Origin of the sequence: uncultured Thiohalocapsa sp., assembly GCF_913063425.1 — a bacterium.
GTDB lineage: Bacteria > Pseudomonadota > Gammaproteobacteria > Chromatiales > Chromatiaceae > Thiohalocapsa.
Window position 1 is genome coordinate 191,711 of sequence record NZ_CAJXYK010000002.1, and the last position, 17,278, is coordinate 208,988.

Sequence of the window (17,278 nt, forward strand, 5' to 3'; positions counted from 1 at the left end):
GGGTCGGAATGCTGACGGTGCTGCCAACCGACACGCGCACCGGCCACGGGGTGTCACGGGATGTCGAAAAGGGCGAGCCCCCCAGCGTCAGCGTCCGGGGCTCGGACTATCCTGTGCTTGACATCGCGCACCGGGACCGACTCGCAAGACACCGCGGACTCTGACCCGGCCGATGCCCACCGCCGCGGCGCCGACGGATGCAGCCGTGATCGGCCAACCAACTGCATACCCATCACGGTAGCCGCCGCCGGGTGGCCTTTGTGGCGCAGATGCGACGAGCGGCACAGGCCGGGCGCCGGGTAAAGCCGGGGCCGGTATCACGGCTCGCACGGGTAGGGCCCGCAATGCGTGGGCCAAGCCCAGGGCGGCACGCCAAGCCTCAGGCCGCCGGCACCCGTCCAGCGCGGCGTGGCGGGAGATGGGCTGGGGAGATGGGCTGGGGAGATCGGCTGGGGAGATGGACTGGGTAGATGGACTGGGTAGATGGACTGGGGTGACGGACCCGTGGCCCCGCACACCTGGTCCACCGTCTCCGGCCCGGGCTTGCTGCGCGCATTGGGTTGATTGCCCCGGAGCTGGTGCAAATCAGCCGGTGTCCAAGGGGGCTGCGGCAGCGGGCTCCGGGGCACCGCACACTGGCATACCGTCTGCATCCCATAAGCGCCGTCCACAGCCGTCCCAGGAGCCGCACCATGCCCCGCATCCGCCACAGCATGTCCTTCGGGGCCGAGCCCAACGCCGACGGCTCCGTGCGCTTTCGTCTCTGGGCGCCCGCGGCGGAGCGCGTCGCCCTGGAGCTGAGCGACAAGGCTGCCCCGGACCACCTGCTGGACATGGCGGCGGTGGGCGATGGCTGGTTCGAGCGCGTCACCGATCTCGCCGGCCCCGGCAGCCGCTATCGCTTCCACATCACGGCGGACCACCTGGAGGCGGTGCAGGCGGTGCCGGACCCGGCCTCGCGCTTCCAGCCGGAGGGCGTGCATGCCGCAAGCGAGGTCATCGACCCGGGCGCGTACGCCTGGAGCGAGACCGAGCACCAATGGCAGGGGCGCCCCTGGGAGACGGCGGTGCTCTACGAGCTGCATCTCGGCACCTTCACCCCCGAAGGCACCCTGGCCGCCGCCGCCCGCCGGCTGCCGTTTCTGAAGGACCTGGGCGTCACCGCGGTGGAGCTGATGCCGCTGGCCGCCTTCCCGGGCGCCCGCGGCTGGGGCTATGACGGGGTCTACCCCTTTGCGCCCTTCGCCGGCTACGGCCGCCCGGAGGATCTCAAGGCCTTCGTCGAGCAGGCCCATGGTCTCGGTCTGATGGTCTTCCTGGATGTGGTGTACAACCACTTCGGCCCCGAGGGCAATTATCTGCACCTCTACGCACCGCAGTTCTTCACCGAGCGCCACCACACGCCCTGGGGTGCCGGGCTCAACTTCGACGGTGAGCACAGCCGGCCGGTGCGGGACTTCTTCATCCACAACGCGCTGTACTGGATCGAGGAGTACCGCTTCGACGGGCTCCGCCTCGACGCCGTGCACGCCATCGCCGATGACAGCGAGCCGGATATCCTCTGCGAGCTCGCCGAGGCCGTCGCCGCCGGCCCCGGGCACCGGCGCCGGGTGCACCTGGTGCTGGAGAACGACGCCAACACCGCCCGTTACCTGGAGCGCGCCCCGGACGGCGGTCCGCGCTGGTACGTCGCCCAATGGAGCGACGATCTCCACCACGCCGCCCATGTGCTGCTCACCGGCCAGACGGACGGCTACTACGAAGACTATGCGGGCCGGCACGGCGCGCCGCCCACCTACTGGCTCGCCCGCTGCCTGGCGGAGGGCTTCGGCTACCAGGGGGAGCGCTCCGCCTTCCGCGACAACGCGCCCCGGGGCGAGCCGAGCGGTCACCTGCCGCCCACGGCCTTCGTGGGCTTTCTCCAGAACCACGACCAGGTGGGCAACCGGGCCTTCGGCGAGCGGCTGTACCAGCTCGCCCCGGTACAGGCGCTGCGCGCCGCGACTGCGATACTCCTGCTGGCGCCCTCGCCGCCGCTGTTGTTCATGGGCCAGCCGCGGGGCGCGGACACGCCCTTTCTGTTCTTCTGCGACTTCGGCGACGATCTGGCGGATGCCGTCACCCAGGGCCGGCGGCGTGAGTTCGCCCGCTTCGCGCAGTTCGCGGACGAGGCGGCGCGGGCTGCCATCCCGGACCCGAACGACCCGGACACCTTCAACCGCTGCCGGCTCGACTGGGACCGGCTGGACGAGCCCGGGCACCGGGACTGGCTCGACCTGCACCGCAGCCTGCTCCGGCTGCGCCAGGCCGAGATCGTGCCGCGCCTCGCCGGCATAGCGGGTCAGGCGGGCGGCTTCGACCTGCTCGGGGACACCGGCCTGGTGGCGCGCTGGCGCCTTGGCGACGCGAGCCTGCTGACCCTGGTGGCCAACCTGGGCGAGACGGAGATCGCGGCGCCCGGCCTGCGCCATGGGCCGCCGGGGCGGGTACTGCACATCGAGCCCAGGGAGGCCGGGCAGGCCCTCGCCGACGGCCGCCTGCCGGCCTGGAGCGCCGCCTGGTACCTGGCCAGCGGCGAGGACACCGACGCCGCCGACATCCCGGTCACCTGAGCGCGCCTGAAGCACACCCACCATGGCCAGCAATGACGCCCTGCAGCAGCTCTGCGCGCACTTCGGCATCGCCGAGCGCTACGTGGATGTGCAGGGGCGCGAGCACCATCCGGACGCCGCCACCCGCCGCGCCCTGCTGCACGCCCTGGGCGTCGGCGTCGGTGATCCGGCGACGGAGCAAGCGAGCCTCGCGGCCGCCATCGACGCGGACTGGCGCCGCCGGCTGCCGCCGGTGCTGGTGTACCGCCAGGGCGACCCGGCACCGACCCTCCTGCTGACCCTGCCGGAGACGGCGGATCAGCGGCTGCGCGGGGTGCTGACGACGGAACAGGGTGCCGAGTCCGCCTGGCACGTCGACACACAGGCGTTGGTCGTCGTCGCCACCCGCGAGCTGGACGGCGCCGCCTGGCGCAGCCGGCGGCTGCCGGTGACGCCGCCGGCACAGCTCGGCTACCACCGCATCGCCCTGTATGCCGACACGGACGCAGCCGATCCCTCGCCCCTCGCCGAGACCACCCTCATCGTCGCCCCGCGCCGCTGCTGGCAGCCGGACACCGGCCCCGAGCGCGCCTGGGGGCTGGTGACCCAGCTGCCGCTGCTGCGCTCGGCGCGCAACTGGGGCATCGGCGACTTCACCGACCTGACCCGGCTGGTGGAGCTCGCCGCCGGTGCCGGCGCCGGCATGCTGGCGCTGAATCCGCTGCACGCCCTGTTCCTCACCGAGCCGGAGCGCTGCGACCCCTACGGCCCGGCGAGCCGGCGTTGGCTGAATCCCCTCTACATCGACGTGGAGGCGGTGCCCGAGCTCGCGGAGTGCGAGGACCTGCGCGCGCGCATCGATGCCGACGACTTCCAGGCCCGGCTGCGGGCGCTGCGCGGCGACCCGTTGGTCGACTATGCCGGCGTCACCGAGGTCAAGCTCGACCTGCTGAGCCGGCTGTTTCGACACTTCCGCAGCCGGCATCTGGAAACGGACAGCACGCGCGCCCGCGCCTTCCGTGCCTTCTGTGCCGCCGGCGGCGAGGACCTTCAGCGCTTCGCCTGCTTCCAGGCACTGGCGGAGCACCTCGCGCAACAGCCGAAGGCAGCCAAACCGCACCGGAGCGCAGACGCCGACGGCTTCGCCCACTGGCCGGCCGAGTACCGTGACCCGCAATCCCCGGAGGTCCGCGCCTTTGCGCGCGAGCACGCCGACCGCGTCGACTTCTTCGCCTGGCTGCAGTGGCTGACGCGCCAGCAGCTGGACGCGGCCGCGGAGCGCAGCCAGGCCCTCGGCATGGCGCACGGGTTGTGCCTGGACCTCGCCGTGGGCGCGGCACCCGACGGCGCCGACCGCTGGTCGGCACCCGCCGACTATGTCGCCGGCGTCCACGTCGGCGCCCCGCCGGACGATTTCAGCCCCAAAGGGCAGGACTGGCGGGTGCTGGCCTGGCATCCGCAGCGCCTGCGCGGGGCGGCCTACGCGCCCGCCGCCCATGAGCTGCGCGCCAACATGCGCGCGGCCGGGGCGCTGCGCATCGACCATGTGATGGGCCTGATGCGGCTCTTCCTGGTGCCGGCGGGGACGCCGCCGGCAGCGGCCAGCTATCTGGCCTATCCCTCCCAGGACCTGCTTGGGGTGCTGGCGCTGGAGAGCGTGCGCAACCGCTGCATGATCATCGGCGAGGATCTGGGCACGGTGCCGGATGCGGTGCGGGCGGCCATCCCGGACTGGGGCATCCTCTCCACGCGGGTGTTTTACTTCGAGCGCGACGCCGACGGCGGCTTCCTGCCGGCCGCCGAGTATCCAACCGATGCGCTGGTCACCGCCGGCACCCACGACCTGCCGCCGCTCGCGGGCTTCTGGACCGGCGTGGACCTGGAGCACCGCCGCGCGCTGGACCTGTTCCCCACCGAGGCGGACTACACCGAGCGCCTGCTCGCCCGCACCAACGACCGCGCGCGGCTGCTGCTGGCCCTGGACCGCGCCGGGCTCCTGCCCGACGACGGCGCCACGGACCCGGTGGCCCTGCCGCAGCTGACCCCCGCGCACATCAGCGCCGTGCAGCGCTGGCTGGCACGCACGCCCGCCCGGCTGCTGCTGGTGCAGACCGCGGACCTGCTGGGCGAGACGGAGCAGGTCAATCTGCCCGGCAGCGGTGCGGGCCATCCCAACTGGCGCCGCCGGCAGCCGCTGGAGCTGGAGCACTGGCTTGCTGAGCCCGCCGTGGCCGGGCTGCTCGAAGCCATGGCGGCCGAGCGCGGCACAGCAGCGAGTGCGGACACGCCGGCCGTCAGCGCCGGGGATCAGACAGCGGCATCGACACCCCTCAGCGCCGCCATCCCGCGCGCCACCTACCGGCTGCAGCTGCACGCGGGGTTCGGGTTTGCCGAAGCGGCGGCGCTGGTGCCCTATCTCGCCGCACTGGGTGTGAGCCATGTCTACTGCTCCCCCTACCTCAAGGCACGCCCCGGCAGTACCCATGGCTATGACGTGGTTGCCCACGACCAGCTCAATCCGGAGCTCGGCAGCCGTGCGGACTTCGCGGGCTTCTGTGCTGCGCTGACGGCCCACGGCATGGGCCAGATCCTCGACATGGTGCCGAACCATGTCGGCATCATGGGGGCCGACAACGCCTGGTGGCTGGACGTGCTGGAGAACGGCCAGGCGGCAGCGCACGCGCCCTTCTTCGACGTCGACTGGCACCCGCTGAAGCAGGAGCTGCACGGCAAGGTGCTGGTGCCCGTGCTGGGCGACCACTACGGGGACATCCTGGATGCGGGCGAGCTGGTGCTGGCGTTCGAGGATGGCGCTTTCCACGTCGGCTACTACGAGCACCGCTTCCCCATCGACCCGCGGGAGTATCCGCGCATCCTCGCGCCCGGCCTGCCGGCGCTGCGCGAGCGGCTCGGGGCGACGCCGGACGCCGCCGCGGATGCCACGGCGGAGATGCTCTCCGCCTTCGAGAGCCTGGTGACCGCCTTCGGCAACCTGCCGCCGCGGGACGCCCTGGACGCGGACGCCCTCGCCGCCCGGCGCCGCGACAAGGCGCTGCACAAGCGCCGGCTCGCCGAGCTTTGCGCAGCGCACGCCGACCTGCACCGCTATGTCCAAGACTGCCTGCGGGACTTCAACGGCGCCGCGGACTATCCCGCGGACACCGCCCGCCTGCACGACCTGCTGGAGGCGCAGGCCTACCGGCTCGCGCACTGGCGCGTGGCAGCGGACGAGATCAACTATCGGCGCTTCTTCGACATCAACGACCTCGCCGCGCTGCGCATGGAGCACCCGGCGGCCTTCGATGCCGTGCACGAGCTGGTGCTGTCGCTCATCGGCGAAGGATGCATCGCCGGGCTGCGCATCGACCATCCGGACGGCCTCTACGACCCGGCGGCCTACTTCCGCACCCTGCAGCAGCGTGCCGCCGCGGCCATCGCCCCCACCCGCCGGCCGCGGGAGGACGACCGGCCGCTGTATCTCGTCGCGGAGAAGATCCTGGGCGCGGACGAGCATCTGCGCATGGACTGGGCCGTGCACGGCACCACGGGCTATGACTTCGCGGCGCTGTGTGACGGGCTGTGCGTGGATGCCGAGGGCCTGATCGCACTGGCGGACACCTGCCGCACCTTCGGCGGCTGCACGCGGCCCTTCGCGGACGAGACCTATGCCGCCAAGCGCGAGGTCATGCGCCACATGCTCTCCAGCGAGCTGCATCTGCTGGCGAGCGAGCTCGCGCGCATCGCCGAGCTGGACCCACACACCCGCGACTACACGCTGGACGGGCTGCGCGAGGCCCTGATGGAGGTCAGCGCCTGCTTCCCGGTGTACCGCACCTATTTGTCCGACCGAGGCAGCGCCGCCAGCGACCGCCACCAGGTGCTGAAGGCCGTCTCCGAGGCGCGGCGACGCTCGCGCATGCCGGACCTCTCGGTGTTCGAGCTGGTGCGGGACGTGCTGCTGACGGACATTGCCGAAGGCAAGCCGGATGCCTACCGGGCACGGGTGCTGCGGATCGCGCGCAAGTTCCAGCAGTACACGGCACCGGTGACGGCCAAGGGCGTGGAGGACACCGCCTTCTACCGCTGGCACCGGCTGGTCTCGCTGAACGAGGTGGGCGCGGAGCCGGACCGCAGCGGCACCACGGTGGAGGATTTCCACCGCGCCTGCGCCCGGCGCCGGGACGACTGGCCGCACGCCATGCTGGCCGGCTCCACCCATGATGCCAAGCGCTCCGAAGACGTGCGGGCGCGTCTGCACCTGCTCTCCGAGCTGCCGGCCGCCTGGGCCGCCCGGACCCAGCGCTGGGCCTTGCTGAACCGCCGCCTGCACCGCAGCGGCGATGCCGGCGAGCGGCTGCCGGAGACGGCCACCGAATACCTGTTCTACCAGACCCTGCTCGGCATCTGGCCGCTGGACAGCATCGACGGCGACGACGGCGACGCCCTGCCCGCAGAAGGGGTGCTCGGGGCACTGCGCAGCCGTGTGGCTTCCTACATGCTGAAGGCGGCGCGGGAGGCGAAGCTGCACACGGCCTGGACCCATGCCGACGGCGACTACGAGGCGGCGCTCACGGCCTTCGTGGAGGCGGCCATGGATGCCGACCGCAGCGCCGCCTTCCTGACCGATTTCGCGGCCTTCGCCCGGCCCATCGCACGCCTCGGCATGCTGAACAGCCTGGCCATGACCCTGCTGCGGCTCACCGCCCCCGGCGTGCCGGACATCTACCAGGGCACGGAGCTTTGGGACCTGAGCCTGGTGGACCCGGACAACCGCCGGCCTGTGGACTTCCACCGCCGTCGGGAGTTGCTGGGCGAGCTGCGCGCGACGCCGCAGCCGCGGGCGCCCGCCTGGGATGCGGCCGACGGGCGCGGCAAGCTGCATCTGATCCAGCGCACGCTGGCGCTGCGCGCGGCGCGCCCGGCGCTCTTCACCAGCGGCAGTTACCAGGCACTGGCGGTGAGCGGCCCACATGCGGCGCATGTCTGCGCCTTTGCCCGGGTGCTGCCGGAGGCCGCGGGCGGTGGTGCCGCGGTGACCGTGGTGCCGCGCTGCCTGGCCCGGCTCGCGCTTGCCGGCGATCTGGGCACCGAAGCCACCGTCGCACAGGTCGATCCTTTCGCGGATGCGGGCTGGGAGCAGACCTTCATCGATGTGCCGGGCACCCCATGGCTGGATCAGCTCGGCGGCAGCACCCTTCACGCCGGGCGGCATGGCGGCCAGCTCGCGCTGCGGGCGGCGGCACTGCTGCGTCGGTTCCCGGTGGCGCTGCTGTGCAGCACCGATGACAGCGACGCCGGCTGACGGGCTGCGCGGCTGTGCAGCAACCCACCGACCTGCTGCGCGCGGCTCGCGACGGCCGGCAGATTCTTCATAACCTCTGAGGCCGCGGTGACAGGGCATTACATCGGCACCTCCGGCTGGTCCTACGACCACTGGGTGGGGCCCTTCTACCCCGAGCATCTGCCGGTGGACCAGCGCCTGGCCCACTATGCCGGGCGCCTGCCGAGCGCCGAGATCAACAACAGCTTCTATCAGCTCCCCAGCGAAGCGACCCTGGCGCACTGGCGGGCGGCGGTGCCGGAGGGTTTCGTATTCTCCGCCAAGGCGAGCCGCTGGATCGCCCACATGAAGAAGCTGAAGGACCCGGCCGACACGCTGCCGCCTTTCCTTGAGCGGATGGCCGCACTCGACCCCAAGCTCGGCCCGGTGCTGTTCCAGTTGCCGCCGCGCTGGCATCGGAACACCCGGCGGCTGGCGGCTTTCCTGGACACGCTGGACCGGCTGGACCGGCGTCGGCGCTGGGTGTTCGAGCTGCGCGACCACAGCTGGCTCACGGCAGATACCCTGGCGCTGCTGCGCGGGCACAATGCCGCCTTCTGCATCTATGAGCTGGACGGCTTCGCCACCGAGCACGCGGTGACTGCGGACTTCGTCTACATCCGCCTGCATGGCCCGGACGGCCCCTATCGGGGCCGCTACGACGACGCAGCGCTGGACGCCTGGGCCTCGCGCATCCGTGACTGGCTCGGGGGTGATCTCGACGTTTACTGCTATTTCGACAACGACGAGGCCGGCCATGCGGTGCAGAATGCACTGGCGCTTGAGGGGCGGCTCGGCACGCGCTGACGCCCGGCCCGCCAATGCGCAGGCGCAGGCCCCTGCGTCTGCATCCAGTCCGCCATTGCGACAGAGCCAGAAGCGATCGCCAGCATGACCAAAGCCCAGCACCAGGCCCCCCGGGGCCCGCGCATCTACAACCTCTTCCCCACCCTGCTCGGCGCGGTGCCGAATTGGCACGAGCGCCTGCCGGCCATCGCCGACATGGGCTTCGACTGGATCTTCCTGAACCCGGTGCACCTGCCGGGCGCCTCCGGCAGCCTCTATTCCATCAAAGACCCCGGCAGTCTCAATCCGCGCCTGCGCCCGCAGCGCCAGGACAAGCGCGGGCAGGACGACGACAGCCTACTCAGCGACTTCTGCGCCGCCGCGCAGGAGGCCGGCCTGCGCGTGATGCTGGACCTGGTGATCAACCACAGCGCCAAGGACAGCGTGCTGGTGGAGAACAATCCGGAATGGTTCGCCCGCGACGAGCACGGCCAGGTGCGCTCGCCCTTCGTGCGCGACCTGGACAATCCGGATCACGTCACCGTCTGGGAGGACCTCGCCGAGCTCGACTACAGCAAGCGCCCGGCACGGGAAGATATGCTGCGGTTCTGGGACGATCTGATCTCCCGCTATCTGGCGCTCGGCTTCGGTGGCTTTCGCTGCGACGCCGCCTACAAGCTACAGGGCGACATCTGGCGGCGGGTCATCAGCAACGCCCGCAAGCGCGACCCCGCCGCGTGCTTTTTCGCCGAGACCCTGGGCGCCCCCGAGGAGGCGGTGGAGCAGCTGCGCGGCGCCGGCTTCGACTTCCTGTTCAACAGCTCCAAGTGGTGGGACTTCCGTGCCGGCTGGCTGCTGGATCAGTACCAGCGCTTCCGCGAGCTGGCCCCATCCATTGCGTTTCCGGAGAGCCACGACACCGAGCGCCTGGCCGCCGAGAGCAACGGCAGCGCGCGCGAATCGCGCTTCAAGTACCTGTTCGCAGCAGTGTTCTCGGCGGGTGTGATGATGCCCATCGGCTATGAGCTGGGCTTGCGTCGGCCGCTGCATGTGGTGCACACCACGCGCGACGACTGGGAGGCTGGACTCGCCGAATCCCCCTTCGACATCAGCGGCTACATCGGTCGTGTCAACGCCATGAAGGCGGCGACGCCGGTGCTCTGTGAAGAAGGTCCGCAGGAGCGTGTGACCGATCCCAACGAGCCCTTGGTCGGCCTGCTGCGCCGCGCCACGGACAGCCCGCAACGGAGCCTCGTGCTCATCAACCCGGACCCGCACCATGGCCAGAGCCATGGCGTGCAGCGGCTCGCGGACGCCCTGGGCTGCGCGCCCGGGGACATCCGGGAAATCACGCCCGCCGTCGATGCGGACGCCGCCGAGCCGAGCGAGGACCTCGCGGACCGCAATGACATCCAGGTGGCGCCGCGGAGCATCCGGGTCTTTGTCAGCGGCTGAGAGGTTGTGAAGAAACCCACCGACCTACTGCGGACGCCTCCGGACGCGCCCAGCGGCGTTGCGCAGAGCCGAACAGCGGGTCACTTAGAACAACTAAGCTCCCCGCTGTTCGGCTCTGCGCGCCCAACTTCGGAACAGGCTGGGCACGCCCGGAGACGCCCTCGCGACGGCCGGCAGATTTTTCACAACCTCTGAGCCGCAGCGCCGAGCCCGCGCCTCAGCGCCCGTCCTCCAGCAGGAAGCCGGCACCGATGCGGTTCACGGAGTGGTCGTAGTCGAGCAGGCTCTCGCCGTAGCCGTTGAAGTATTGGGCGTAGACGCGCACGCGATCGCTCAAGGGGTAGCTCCAGTCCAGCTGCACGGTGGGATGCTCGACGCTGCGCAGCATGAGCCCCAGGCGATGGCGCCCGAGATCATAGCCCGCCCGCACTTCGCCGTAGCCCAGGTAGTCGTCGATGTTCGGGTTGTCCGGCGGATTGGCGCCCAGCAGGCTCCAGAGCCGCAGACCCAGGGTCAGGTCGCCGCGCTCCACGGTGGCCTCGGCGGTGAGCCGGTTCCAGGACCGGGACAGCGGCTCGGCGCGGCCGTTGGACTGGTGATTGGCCGCGACGCGCACGGAGGCGAGTCGCCAATTGGAGCCCGCCGTGCCGATGCGCCAGCCCGGCAGCCAATGCAGGCCCATCTCCGGCTCATAGTTGGTCTCGCGGAAGGGTGAGGAGTATTCGGCGTTGTAGGCCTGGAAGAAGGCCAGCTGTGTGTAGCCGAAGTAGAGGTCCAGCGGCTGCTTCAGGATGTCCGTCCACAGCGGCACCTCGAAGCTGATCTGGAACTTCATCTCCAGGTCATCCAGGGCGTCTTCGCCGAACAGCGGCAGCTCGAACGAAGGCTCCTCCGGCAGGTTGTTGTTGACGTTGGCGTTGTAGGTCACCGGCAGGACATAGTTCTTGCGGTAGGGCAGGATACCGAGCGCGCGGCGCTGCGCCTGCTCAGCAGTCTCCGTCGGCGCAGCCCCCGGCGCATCGGCAGCTGCCGCAGACGGCGCCGATGCAGCGCGCGGTGCGGCGCTCCGCTGCGCGGTCCCGGCGACGGCAAGGGCGCTGTCAGTCTCCGCGGGCCGGTCCGCCGGTGGCTGCACCTGCGCCGCGCCCGGGGCTGCGCCGCTGCGGGTGGCGAGGGCGTCGAAGCAGGCAAGGCGCGCGGCATCGGCGGCGATGCCGGCACAGCGTGCGAGCCCGAGCACCGGGTCAGCGGCCCGGACGCCCCCGGTGGACAGGCACAGCACAAGGCTGAGGCCAAGCGCCCAAACGAACCCGGACGATTCACCCGGACGTGCGAGCCGGGGCATGGCATCGCCACCGGCGTTGCGCGGCCCCGTGGCGCACCGAGGGTCTGGATGGCGGCGGAGCGACACCCTGGAGCCGGCGTCGTTGGAGCGGCGCCCGCACCATGCCAGCGGTGCATGTGTCGCGGCGGCGGGCATCATCTCGGCAACGGTCATCAAGAGCACCTCTTACAACAAGCAGCGTCGCTAGGGCCGATCGTCGGTTGCTGGACGATGCGTTGGCTTCGTGGCGCCTAGGGCACATGCTGGACGTCGTCCGGCGACACAGCCGAGCGCGGGGTCACGGCAATATCATTCAAGACCCCATCGACGCCGTAAAGCGCACGCACCCGGCGCTCGGCGCGGGCCTTCTGCTCAGTATCAGGCATGTGCCCGGCGAGGGTCACCCGGGCGTTCCTCACCTGAATGTCCACATCGGCAGCAGCGAGATCAGGGTCCGCCGCCAGCACCTGCCGGATACGGTGCTCCAGCGTGGCGTCATCCGGCTGCGCGGGGTCGTTGTGCGCAGACACCAGCGTCGGATCCACATAGATGGCGTTGACAACGCCGGCGGTACCCTCGGCCGTATCGGCAATACGCCTTGCCGCATGACTTTGCGCGGAGGTTGCCACGGTGCCGGAGAGGCGGACGATGCTGTTCTCGACGCGCACATCCAGCGCAAACGGCGCGAGATCGGCGTCCCAGGCGAGAAGATCGGCAAGACGCGCCGCCAGGCGCCGATCCTCCGGCACTGCGGCGACGCTGCCTTCGTCTGAGCCGCCGTTGCCGACGGCAGTGTCATCCGTTGCCGGCAACAGCGGGGCGTGGACCAAGAGCAGGGCCGCAAGCAGGGCAACAGCCGGCCGCCTGGGGGATGCAGGTAACCGAGCGAGAAGCATCGGCGCTGATGTGCGCATGGTATGGCCTCCGTTTTTCGTGCGGATTGGAAAGCCCGTGAGGTGCAGCATCCGCGCCAGTTGCCACAGGCGATCGCGCCGCTGCCCGGCCCACCGGCGCCCCGACAGCCCGGCGCTCGGCTGCTGCCGGCGAGCGCATGCGGGGCATTTGCCGCAGCCCCGGTGGGAAAGCCCCGCTAGGCTTCAGTGGGACGAAGAGATTGAGCGACGGACTCGACGCGGCGCGCGGCGTCCAGCCGCAGCCCCCTAGGTGTCAAACTCAGGGCTGCTTGGCGCTCGCGACACGCGGGTCGTGCCCCCAGGACACCCCGGGGCGGCGCTGAGAGACTTGGAAGCCCTGCATCTGCATAGTCGGCATCAGGCTTGCGAGAGTGCCTGGGTAATCCGAGCCGTCAGGGTGCTCCGAGCCTCAGCCGACGGGGGACTGCGCGGCCGGCCTTGCCGAGGAGGCGCGCCCGGCTGCCTGGCATTCGGTCATGCCGCCCCGTGACAGTCCGTTCCCTGCCATCCGAAGGCCATCCACATGTCCGAGCCCACCTTCTCCCGCACCCGCCTCGATGCGGTGCTGTTCGACCTGGACGGCGTGGTGACACGCACGGCCCAGGTCCACGCGACGGCCTGGAAGGCGATGTTCGACGCCTACCTGCGCGAGCGCCCCCCGCGCGAGGGGGAGGACCACAGCCCCTTCGACGCGCAGCGCGATTACCGCCGCTACGTGGACGGCCGGCCCCGCGTGAAGGGGGTCAAGCACTTCCTCGCTGCCCGCGGCATCGACCTGCCCACCGGCGCGCCCACAGACCCGCCGGAGCGCGAAACGCTCTGGGGTCTCGGCAACCGCAAGAATCAGGGGTTCCGGGCCGCCCTCGCCGAGCAGGGCGTGGAGCGCTACGACTGTGCCGTGGACCTGCTGCGGCGGCTGCGGGAGCAGGGCTTTCGCACCGCGGTGGTCACCGCCAGCAAGAACTGCGATCTGATTCTCGAACAGGCCGGCCTCAACGACCTGTTCGATGCCCGGGTGGACGGCGTCGAGGCAGCGCGCCTGGAGCTCGCCGGCAAACCTGACCCGGACACCTTTTTGGAGGCCGCCGCCAGGCTGCACTGCGAGCCTGCGCGCACGGCGGTGCTGGAGGATGCCGTAGCAGGGGTACGCGCGGGTCGGCGCGGCTCCTTCGGGCTGGTGGTGGGCGTGGACCGCGGCGGACAAGGCGATGCGTTGGCGGAAGCCGGCGCGGACCGCGTCGTGACCGACCTGTGCGCCGTCGCAGTCACCGGCGAAGCCGTCGAGCCACCGCCGCCGTTGACCGACCCGGCGCCGCTGCTGCGCCGGCTCAGCGAGCGGCGCCCGGCCCTGTTCCTGGACTATGACGGCACGCTGACGCCCATCGTGGAGCGCCCGGAGGATGCCTTCCTTGCGCCCGTCATGCGCAAGGCGCTGCGTGCTGCGGCGGAAGTCATGCCCGTGGCCATCATCAGCGGCCGGGACCTGGATGACGTACAGGGGCTGGTGGACCTGTCGGAGGTCACCTATGCCGGCAGTCATGGCTTCGATATCCGCGGACCCGATATCGCGCTGGAACAGCCGGATGGTGTCGACGCGCTTGATGACCTCGCCCGGGCCGCCGAAGCGCTGGAGGCACGGCTGGGCGACGTGCCGGGCGCGCAGGTCGAGCGCAAGCGTTTCGCGGTGGCGGTGCACTACCGGCGCGTTCCGGACGAGCTGGTGGGGCAGGTGGAGGAGGCGGTGGCCGCCGTCGCGGACCGCTCGAAGCGTCTGCGCCGCACCGGCGGCAAGAAGATCCATGAGCTGCGCCCGGACATCGATTGGGATAAGGGCCGTGCGGTCACCTGGCTGCTCGGCGAGCTCGGCCTGGACGACCCCGACGTGCTGCCGATCTACGTCGGCGACGATGAGACCGACGAAGATGCCTTCCGCGCCCTTGCGGAGCGTGGCGGTATCGGCATCCTGGTGGCAGACACCGAGCAGCGGAGCACGGCCGCCTGGCGCGTCGCCGACCCCGATGCCGTCCGCGCTTTGCTGGAGGCACTGACGAGGGCGGAGAGCGATGCACGCTGAGGCGCGTTGACCCAGACCGCTGCGCATCGAGCGCAGAGCCGATCGGATGACGATCGGCGAGAGGATGCCCGTTCCCCGAAGGCGGCATCGCGGACATGCACTCGGTCTGGGTGCGCGACGTTGGTGTTGCGCAGTGGATGCGGGATGCCCCGATTCTTCTGAGCGGCAGCATGGAGCCGGTGGACGCACAACACTGCAGGAATACAGTGGCCAGACTTGGGAGAGAAGAGCAGTCGCGTCCGTGGCTTCGCCCAGCATTGCGACGGGTTATGACGAGACGCGACCGGGCTTGGCGGCGGCCCCTGGACCGCCTGCTGAGGACGCTGCGCGACCCGCCGTTCAATGCTCCGGAGGTGGCCCATGGTCATGCTGTCCCCGCACCGAACCGAGGAGATTCTGGTCCCCACGGAGGCCGGTAACCTGCCGGGCTTCCTGGACCTGCCCGACGGCACACACGGGCTGGTGCTCTTCGCCCACGGCAGCGGCAGCAGCCGCTTCAGCCGGCGCAATCGCGCGGTGGCCCAGGTCCTGAACCGCGGCGGCATCGGCACCCTGTTGTTCGATCTGCTGACGCCCAGCGAGCATCAGCGGGACGAGCGCACCGCCGAGCACCGCTTCGACATCCCGCTGCTCATTCGCCGGCTCGTCTATGCCGTGGATTGGGCGGCAGCGGACCCATGCACTGAGCATCTGGCGCTCGGGACCTTCGGCGCAAGCACCGGTGCGGCGGCTGCGCTAGGCGCCGCGGCACTGCGCCCGGAGCGGGTGCGGGCCGTGGTCTCCCGTGGCGGGCGGCCCGACCTGGCGGTGGATATGCTCGAGGACGTGTATCAGCCGACGCTCTTCATCGTTGGCGGACTCGACCAGACCGTGCTTCACCTGAACCGCGACGCGGCGTCGCACATGCCGCGGCCGCCGGCCATCGAAGTGGTGCCGGACGCCACGCACCTGTTCGAGGAGCCAGGCAAGCTGGAGCAGGTTGCCGCCCTGGCCCGGGACTTCTTCCGCGCCCACCTGAGGGTGCCGGCCTGAGCCGACTGCCTGCCATTCAACCCCGACCGGAGCAATCGCCGTGACCGCAGTGCAACTCCCCTTCGACGACCGCACCGAAGCCGGACGCCTGCTGGCTCAGGCCCTGCATCGCTACCGCGGTCGGGAAGATTTGCTGGTGCTGGCGCTGCCCCGGGGCGGCGTGCCGGTGGCGGCGGAGGTCGCCGCCGAGCTGGATGCCCCCCTCGACCTGATGCTCGTGCGCAAGCTCGGCGTGCCGGGTCAGCCGGAGCTGGCGATGGGTGCCATCGCCACCGGCGGCGTGCAGGTGTTGAACCCGGACATCGTGAGTGCGCTCGGCATCACCGAGCACACCATCGACCGGGTCGCCGACACCGAAGGCCGCGAGCTCGATCGGCGCGCCCGGGCCTACCGGGGCGAGCGGCCACCCCCTCGGATCCAGGGCAGCTGCGTCATCCTCATTGACGACGGCCTCGCGACGGGCGCCACCATGCGTGCCGCGATCGCAGCGACGCACGCACAGAAGCCGTCGGCGCTGGTGGTGGCGGTGCCTGTGGCCAGCACTGACGCACTGCATCTCATCGAGCCGACGGTGGACGATCTGGTGTGTCTGGCTGCACCGGAGCCCTTCCTAGGTGTCGGGCGCTGGTACCACGCCTTCCCGCAGACCAGCGATGCTGAGGTGCGCTCACTGCTGGCGGATGCCGCGGATCGGGTCGGCGCGAGCTAAGAGCACCGCTGGAGGAGCGCAGCCATGTGCCCGAGCTCACCATCGGCGACGGCATCCGAGGGAACGCCGGCGTCGGGCGTACCCCGCTCACGTTGGGCGGAAACCTGCGCGGAGCTCTCGCACCTGCATCGCGGCTGGCTGGTGCAGATTCTGGCGCTCCCTGCCAATGCCGAGCCCGGCGACGTCGCACCCATGGGGCGGACGCTTGCGGACGGCGTGCCACTGCATGACGTGGAGTACGAGCACGAAGGCATCTACCCCGCCATCGTGTTGCACACCGCAGCCCCGCCAGGCAGCGGCCGGGCAACGCAACGCCTGCGCATCGCAAATCCGACGGCGTTGTTCATCGACCGCCGCACCGACGGGTTGGTAACAGGCCTGCGCATCGAAGACGCCACGGGCCACAGCACCCTCATCCACTTCCGCGTTACGGCCCCAACGGAGATGCTTGACGGGCTCGCCGACACCGAATTATGAAGCCTATGGCCTCTCCCCCGCAGACGCCACCACCACACCGAACCGTGACGCCCCTGTACAGTCCCTGACCTTCGACGCGGCGCCATCCAATTTGTGCATACCGCGGGCCTTGCAGGCGAGCCCACCGACTCTACGGCCCTCACGCGGGATGCGTGTGCCCCTGCCAATCAATAACGGCCTGCGCATCACCCGCCGGAAGCTTGAGCATCCGCGGCCCACGGCCACCGATCAGGAAGGCCGGCACTGAGGGTTGAGAGACAGACGCGCAAAAAAAAGGCCGACAATGTCGGCCTTTAGGATAAAACCCTGGCGGTGACCTACTTTCGCATGGGGAGGCCCCACACTATCATCGGCGATACACCGTTTCACTTCTGAGTTCGGCATGGGATCAGGTGGTTCCAGTGCTCCATTGCCGCCAGGAAAACTGTTGCTGCAGCGCCGCTCGCGGGCGGTGCTGCACGCTGAATTCGGTGATGATCGTATCGGCATCGTGAGGATGCGCTGTCAGCACCCAGAATGCTTGGGTGTTATATGGTCAAGCCGCACGGTCAATTAGTACGGGTTAGCTTCACACGTTACCGCGCTTCCACATCCCG

The 17,278-nt window shown here is 70.4% G+C and carries 10 protein-coding genes and 1 rRNA gene; 8 read left to right on the forward strand and 3 right to left on the reverse strand.

Going from position 1 to position 17,278, the window contains the following annotated elements:
• The first annotated feature begins 692 nt into the window (after positions 1-692).
• From treZ to QZ607_RS01795, 4 genes are all read left to right on the forward strand, one after another.
• On the forward strand, positions 693-2,612 hold the full coding sequence (gene treZ, locus QZ607_RS01780; RefSeq protein ID WP_295878950.1) for a malto-oligosyltrehalose trehalohydrolase: 1,920 nt from the start codon (positions 693-695) through the stop codon (positions 2,610-2,612).
• 22 nt (positions 2,613-2,634) lie between these two features.
• The gene (gene treY / locus QZ607_RS01785) at positions 2,635-7,893 is read left to right on the forward strand and encodes a malto-oligosyltrehalose synthase (protein WP_295878952.1); all 5,259 of its coding nucleotides are present in this window, start codon (positions 2,635-2,637) and stop codon (positions 7,891-7,893) included.
• Between the two features lie 87 nt (positions 7,894-7,980).
• Positions 7,981-8,718, forward strand: coding sequence for a DUF72 domain-containing protein (locus tag QZ607_RS01790; RefSeq protein WP_295878954.1), 738 nt, complete (start codon positions 7,981-7,983; stop codon positions 8,716-8,718).
• Positions 8,719-8,802: 84 nt separating this feature from the next.
• Positions 8,803-10,152: an alpha-amylase family glycosyl hydrolase gene (locus QZ607_RS01795; RefSeq protein ID WP_295878956.1), complete on the forward strand. Its 1,350-nt coding sequence runs from the start codon at positions 8,803-8,805 to the stop codon at positions 10,150-10,152.
• A 217-nt stretch (positions 10,153-10,369) separates the two neighbouring features.
• On the opposite strand, the gene QZ607_RS01800 is transcribed toward QZ607_RS01795, so the two are convergent.
• Both QZ607_RS01800 and QZ607_RS01805 read right to left on the reverse strand, forming a co-directional pair.
• Positions 10,370-11,497 carry a phospholipase A gene (locus tag QZ607_RS01800; protein WP_295878959.1) on the reverse strand — a complete coding sequence of 376 codons (1,128 nt, stop codon included), beginning with the start codon at positions 11,495-11,497 and terminating at the stop codon, positions 10,370-10,372.
• A 230-nt stretch (positions 11,498-11,727) separates the two neighbouring features.
• Positions 11,728-12,441, reverse strand: a complete 714-nt coding sequence (locus QZ607_RS01805; protein WP_295878961.1) for a BON domain-containing protein — start codon at positions 12,439-12,441, stop codon at positions 11,728-11,730.
• 472 nt (positions 12,442-12,913) lie between these two features.
• Between QZ607_RS01805 and otsB the strand changes: the two genes are divergently transcribed.
• The 4 genes from otsB (at position 12,914) to QZ607_RS01825 (ending at position 16,682) form a co-directional block, all read left to right on the forward strand.
• Positions 12,914-14,464: a trehalose-phosphatase gene (gene otsB / locus QZ607_RS01810; protein ID WP_295878963.1), complete on the forward strand. Its 1,551-nt coding sequence runs from the start codon at positions 12,914-12,916 to the stop codon at positions 14,462-14,464.
• A gap of 366 nt (positions 14,465-14,830) precedes the next feature.
• Positions 14,831-15,496, forward strand: coding sequence for a dienelactone hydrolase family protein (locus QZ607_RS01815; RefSeq protein WP_295878973.1), 666 nt, complete (start codon positions 14,831-14,833; stop codon positions 15,494-15,496).
• A 40-nt stretch (positions 15,497-15,536) separates the two neighbouring features.
• Positions 15,537-16,205 (forward strand): phosphoribosyltransferase, encoded by a 669-nt coding sequence (locus tag QZ607_RS01820; RefSeq protein WP_295878964.1) that lies wholly within the window; start codon positions 15,537-15,539, stop codon positions 16,203-16,205.
• 24 nt (positions 16,206-16,229) lie between these two features.
• Positions 16,230-16,682: a DUF5335 family protein gene (locus tag QZ607_RS01825; protein WP_295878965.1), complete on the forward strand. Its 453-nt coding sequence runs from the start codon at positions 16,230-16,232 to the stop codon at positions 16,680-16,682.
• 304 nt (positions 16,683-16,986) lie between these two features.
• Here the strand turns inward: QZ607_RS01825 and rrf are convergent.
• Positions 16,987-17,102 (reverse strand): 5S ribosomal RNA (rrf, locus tag QZ607_RS01830).
• Positions 17,103-17,278 lie beyond the last annotated feature (176 nt).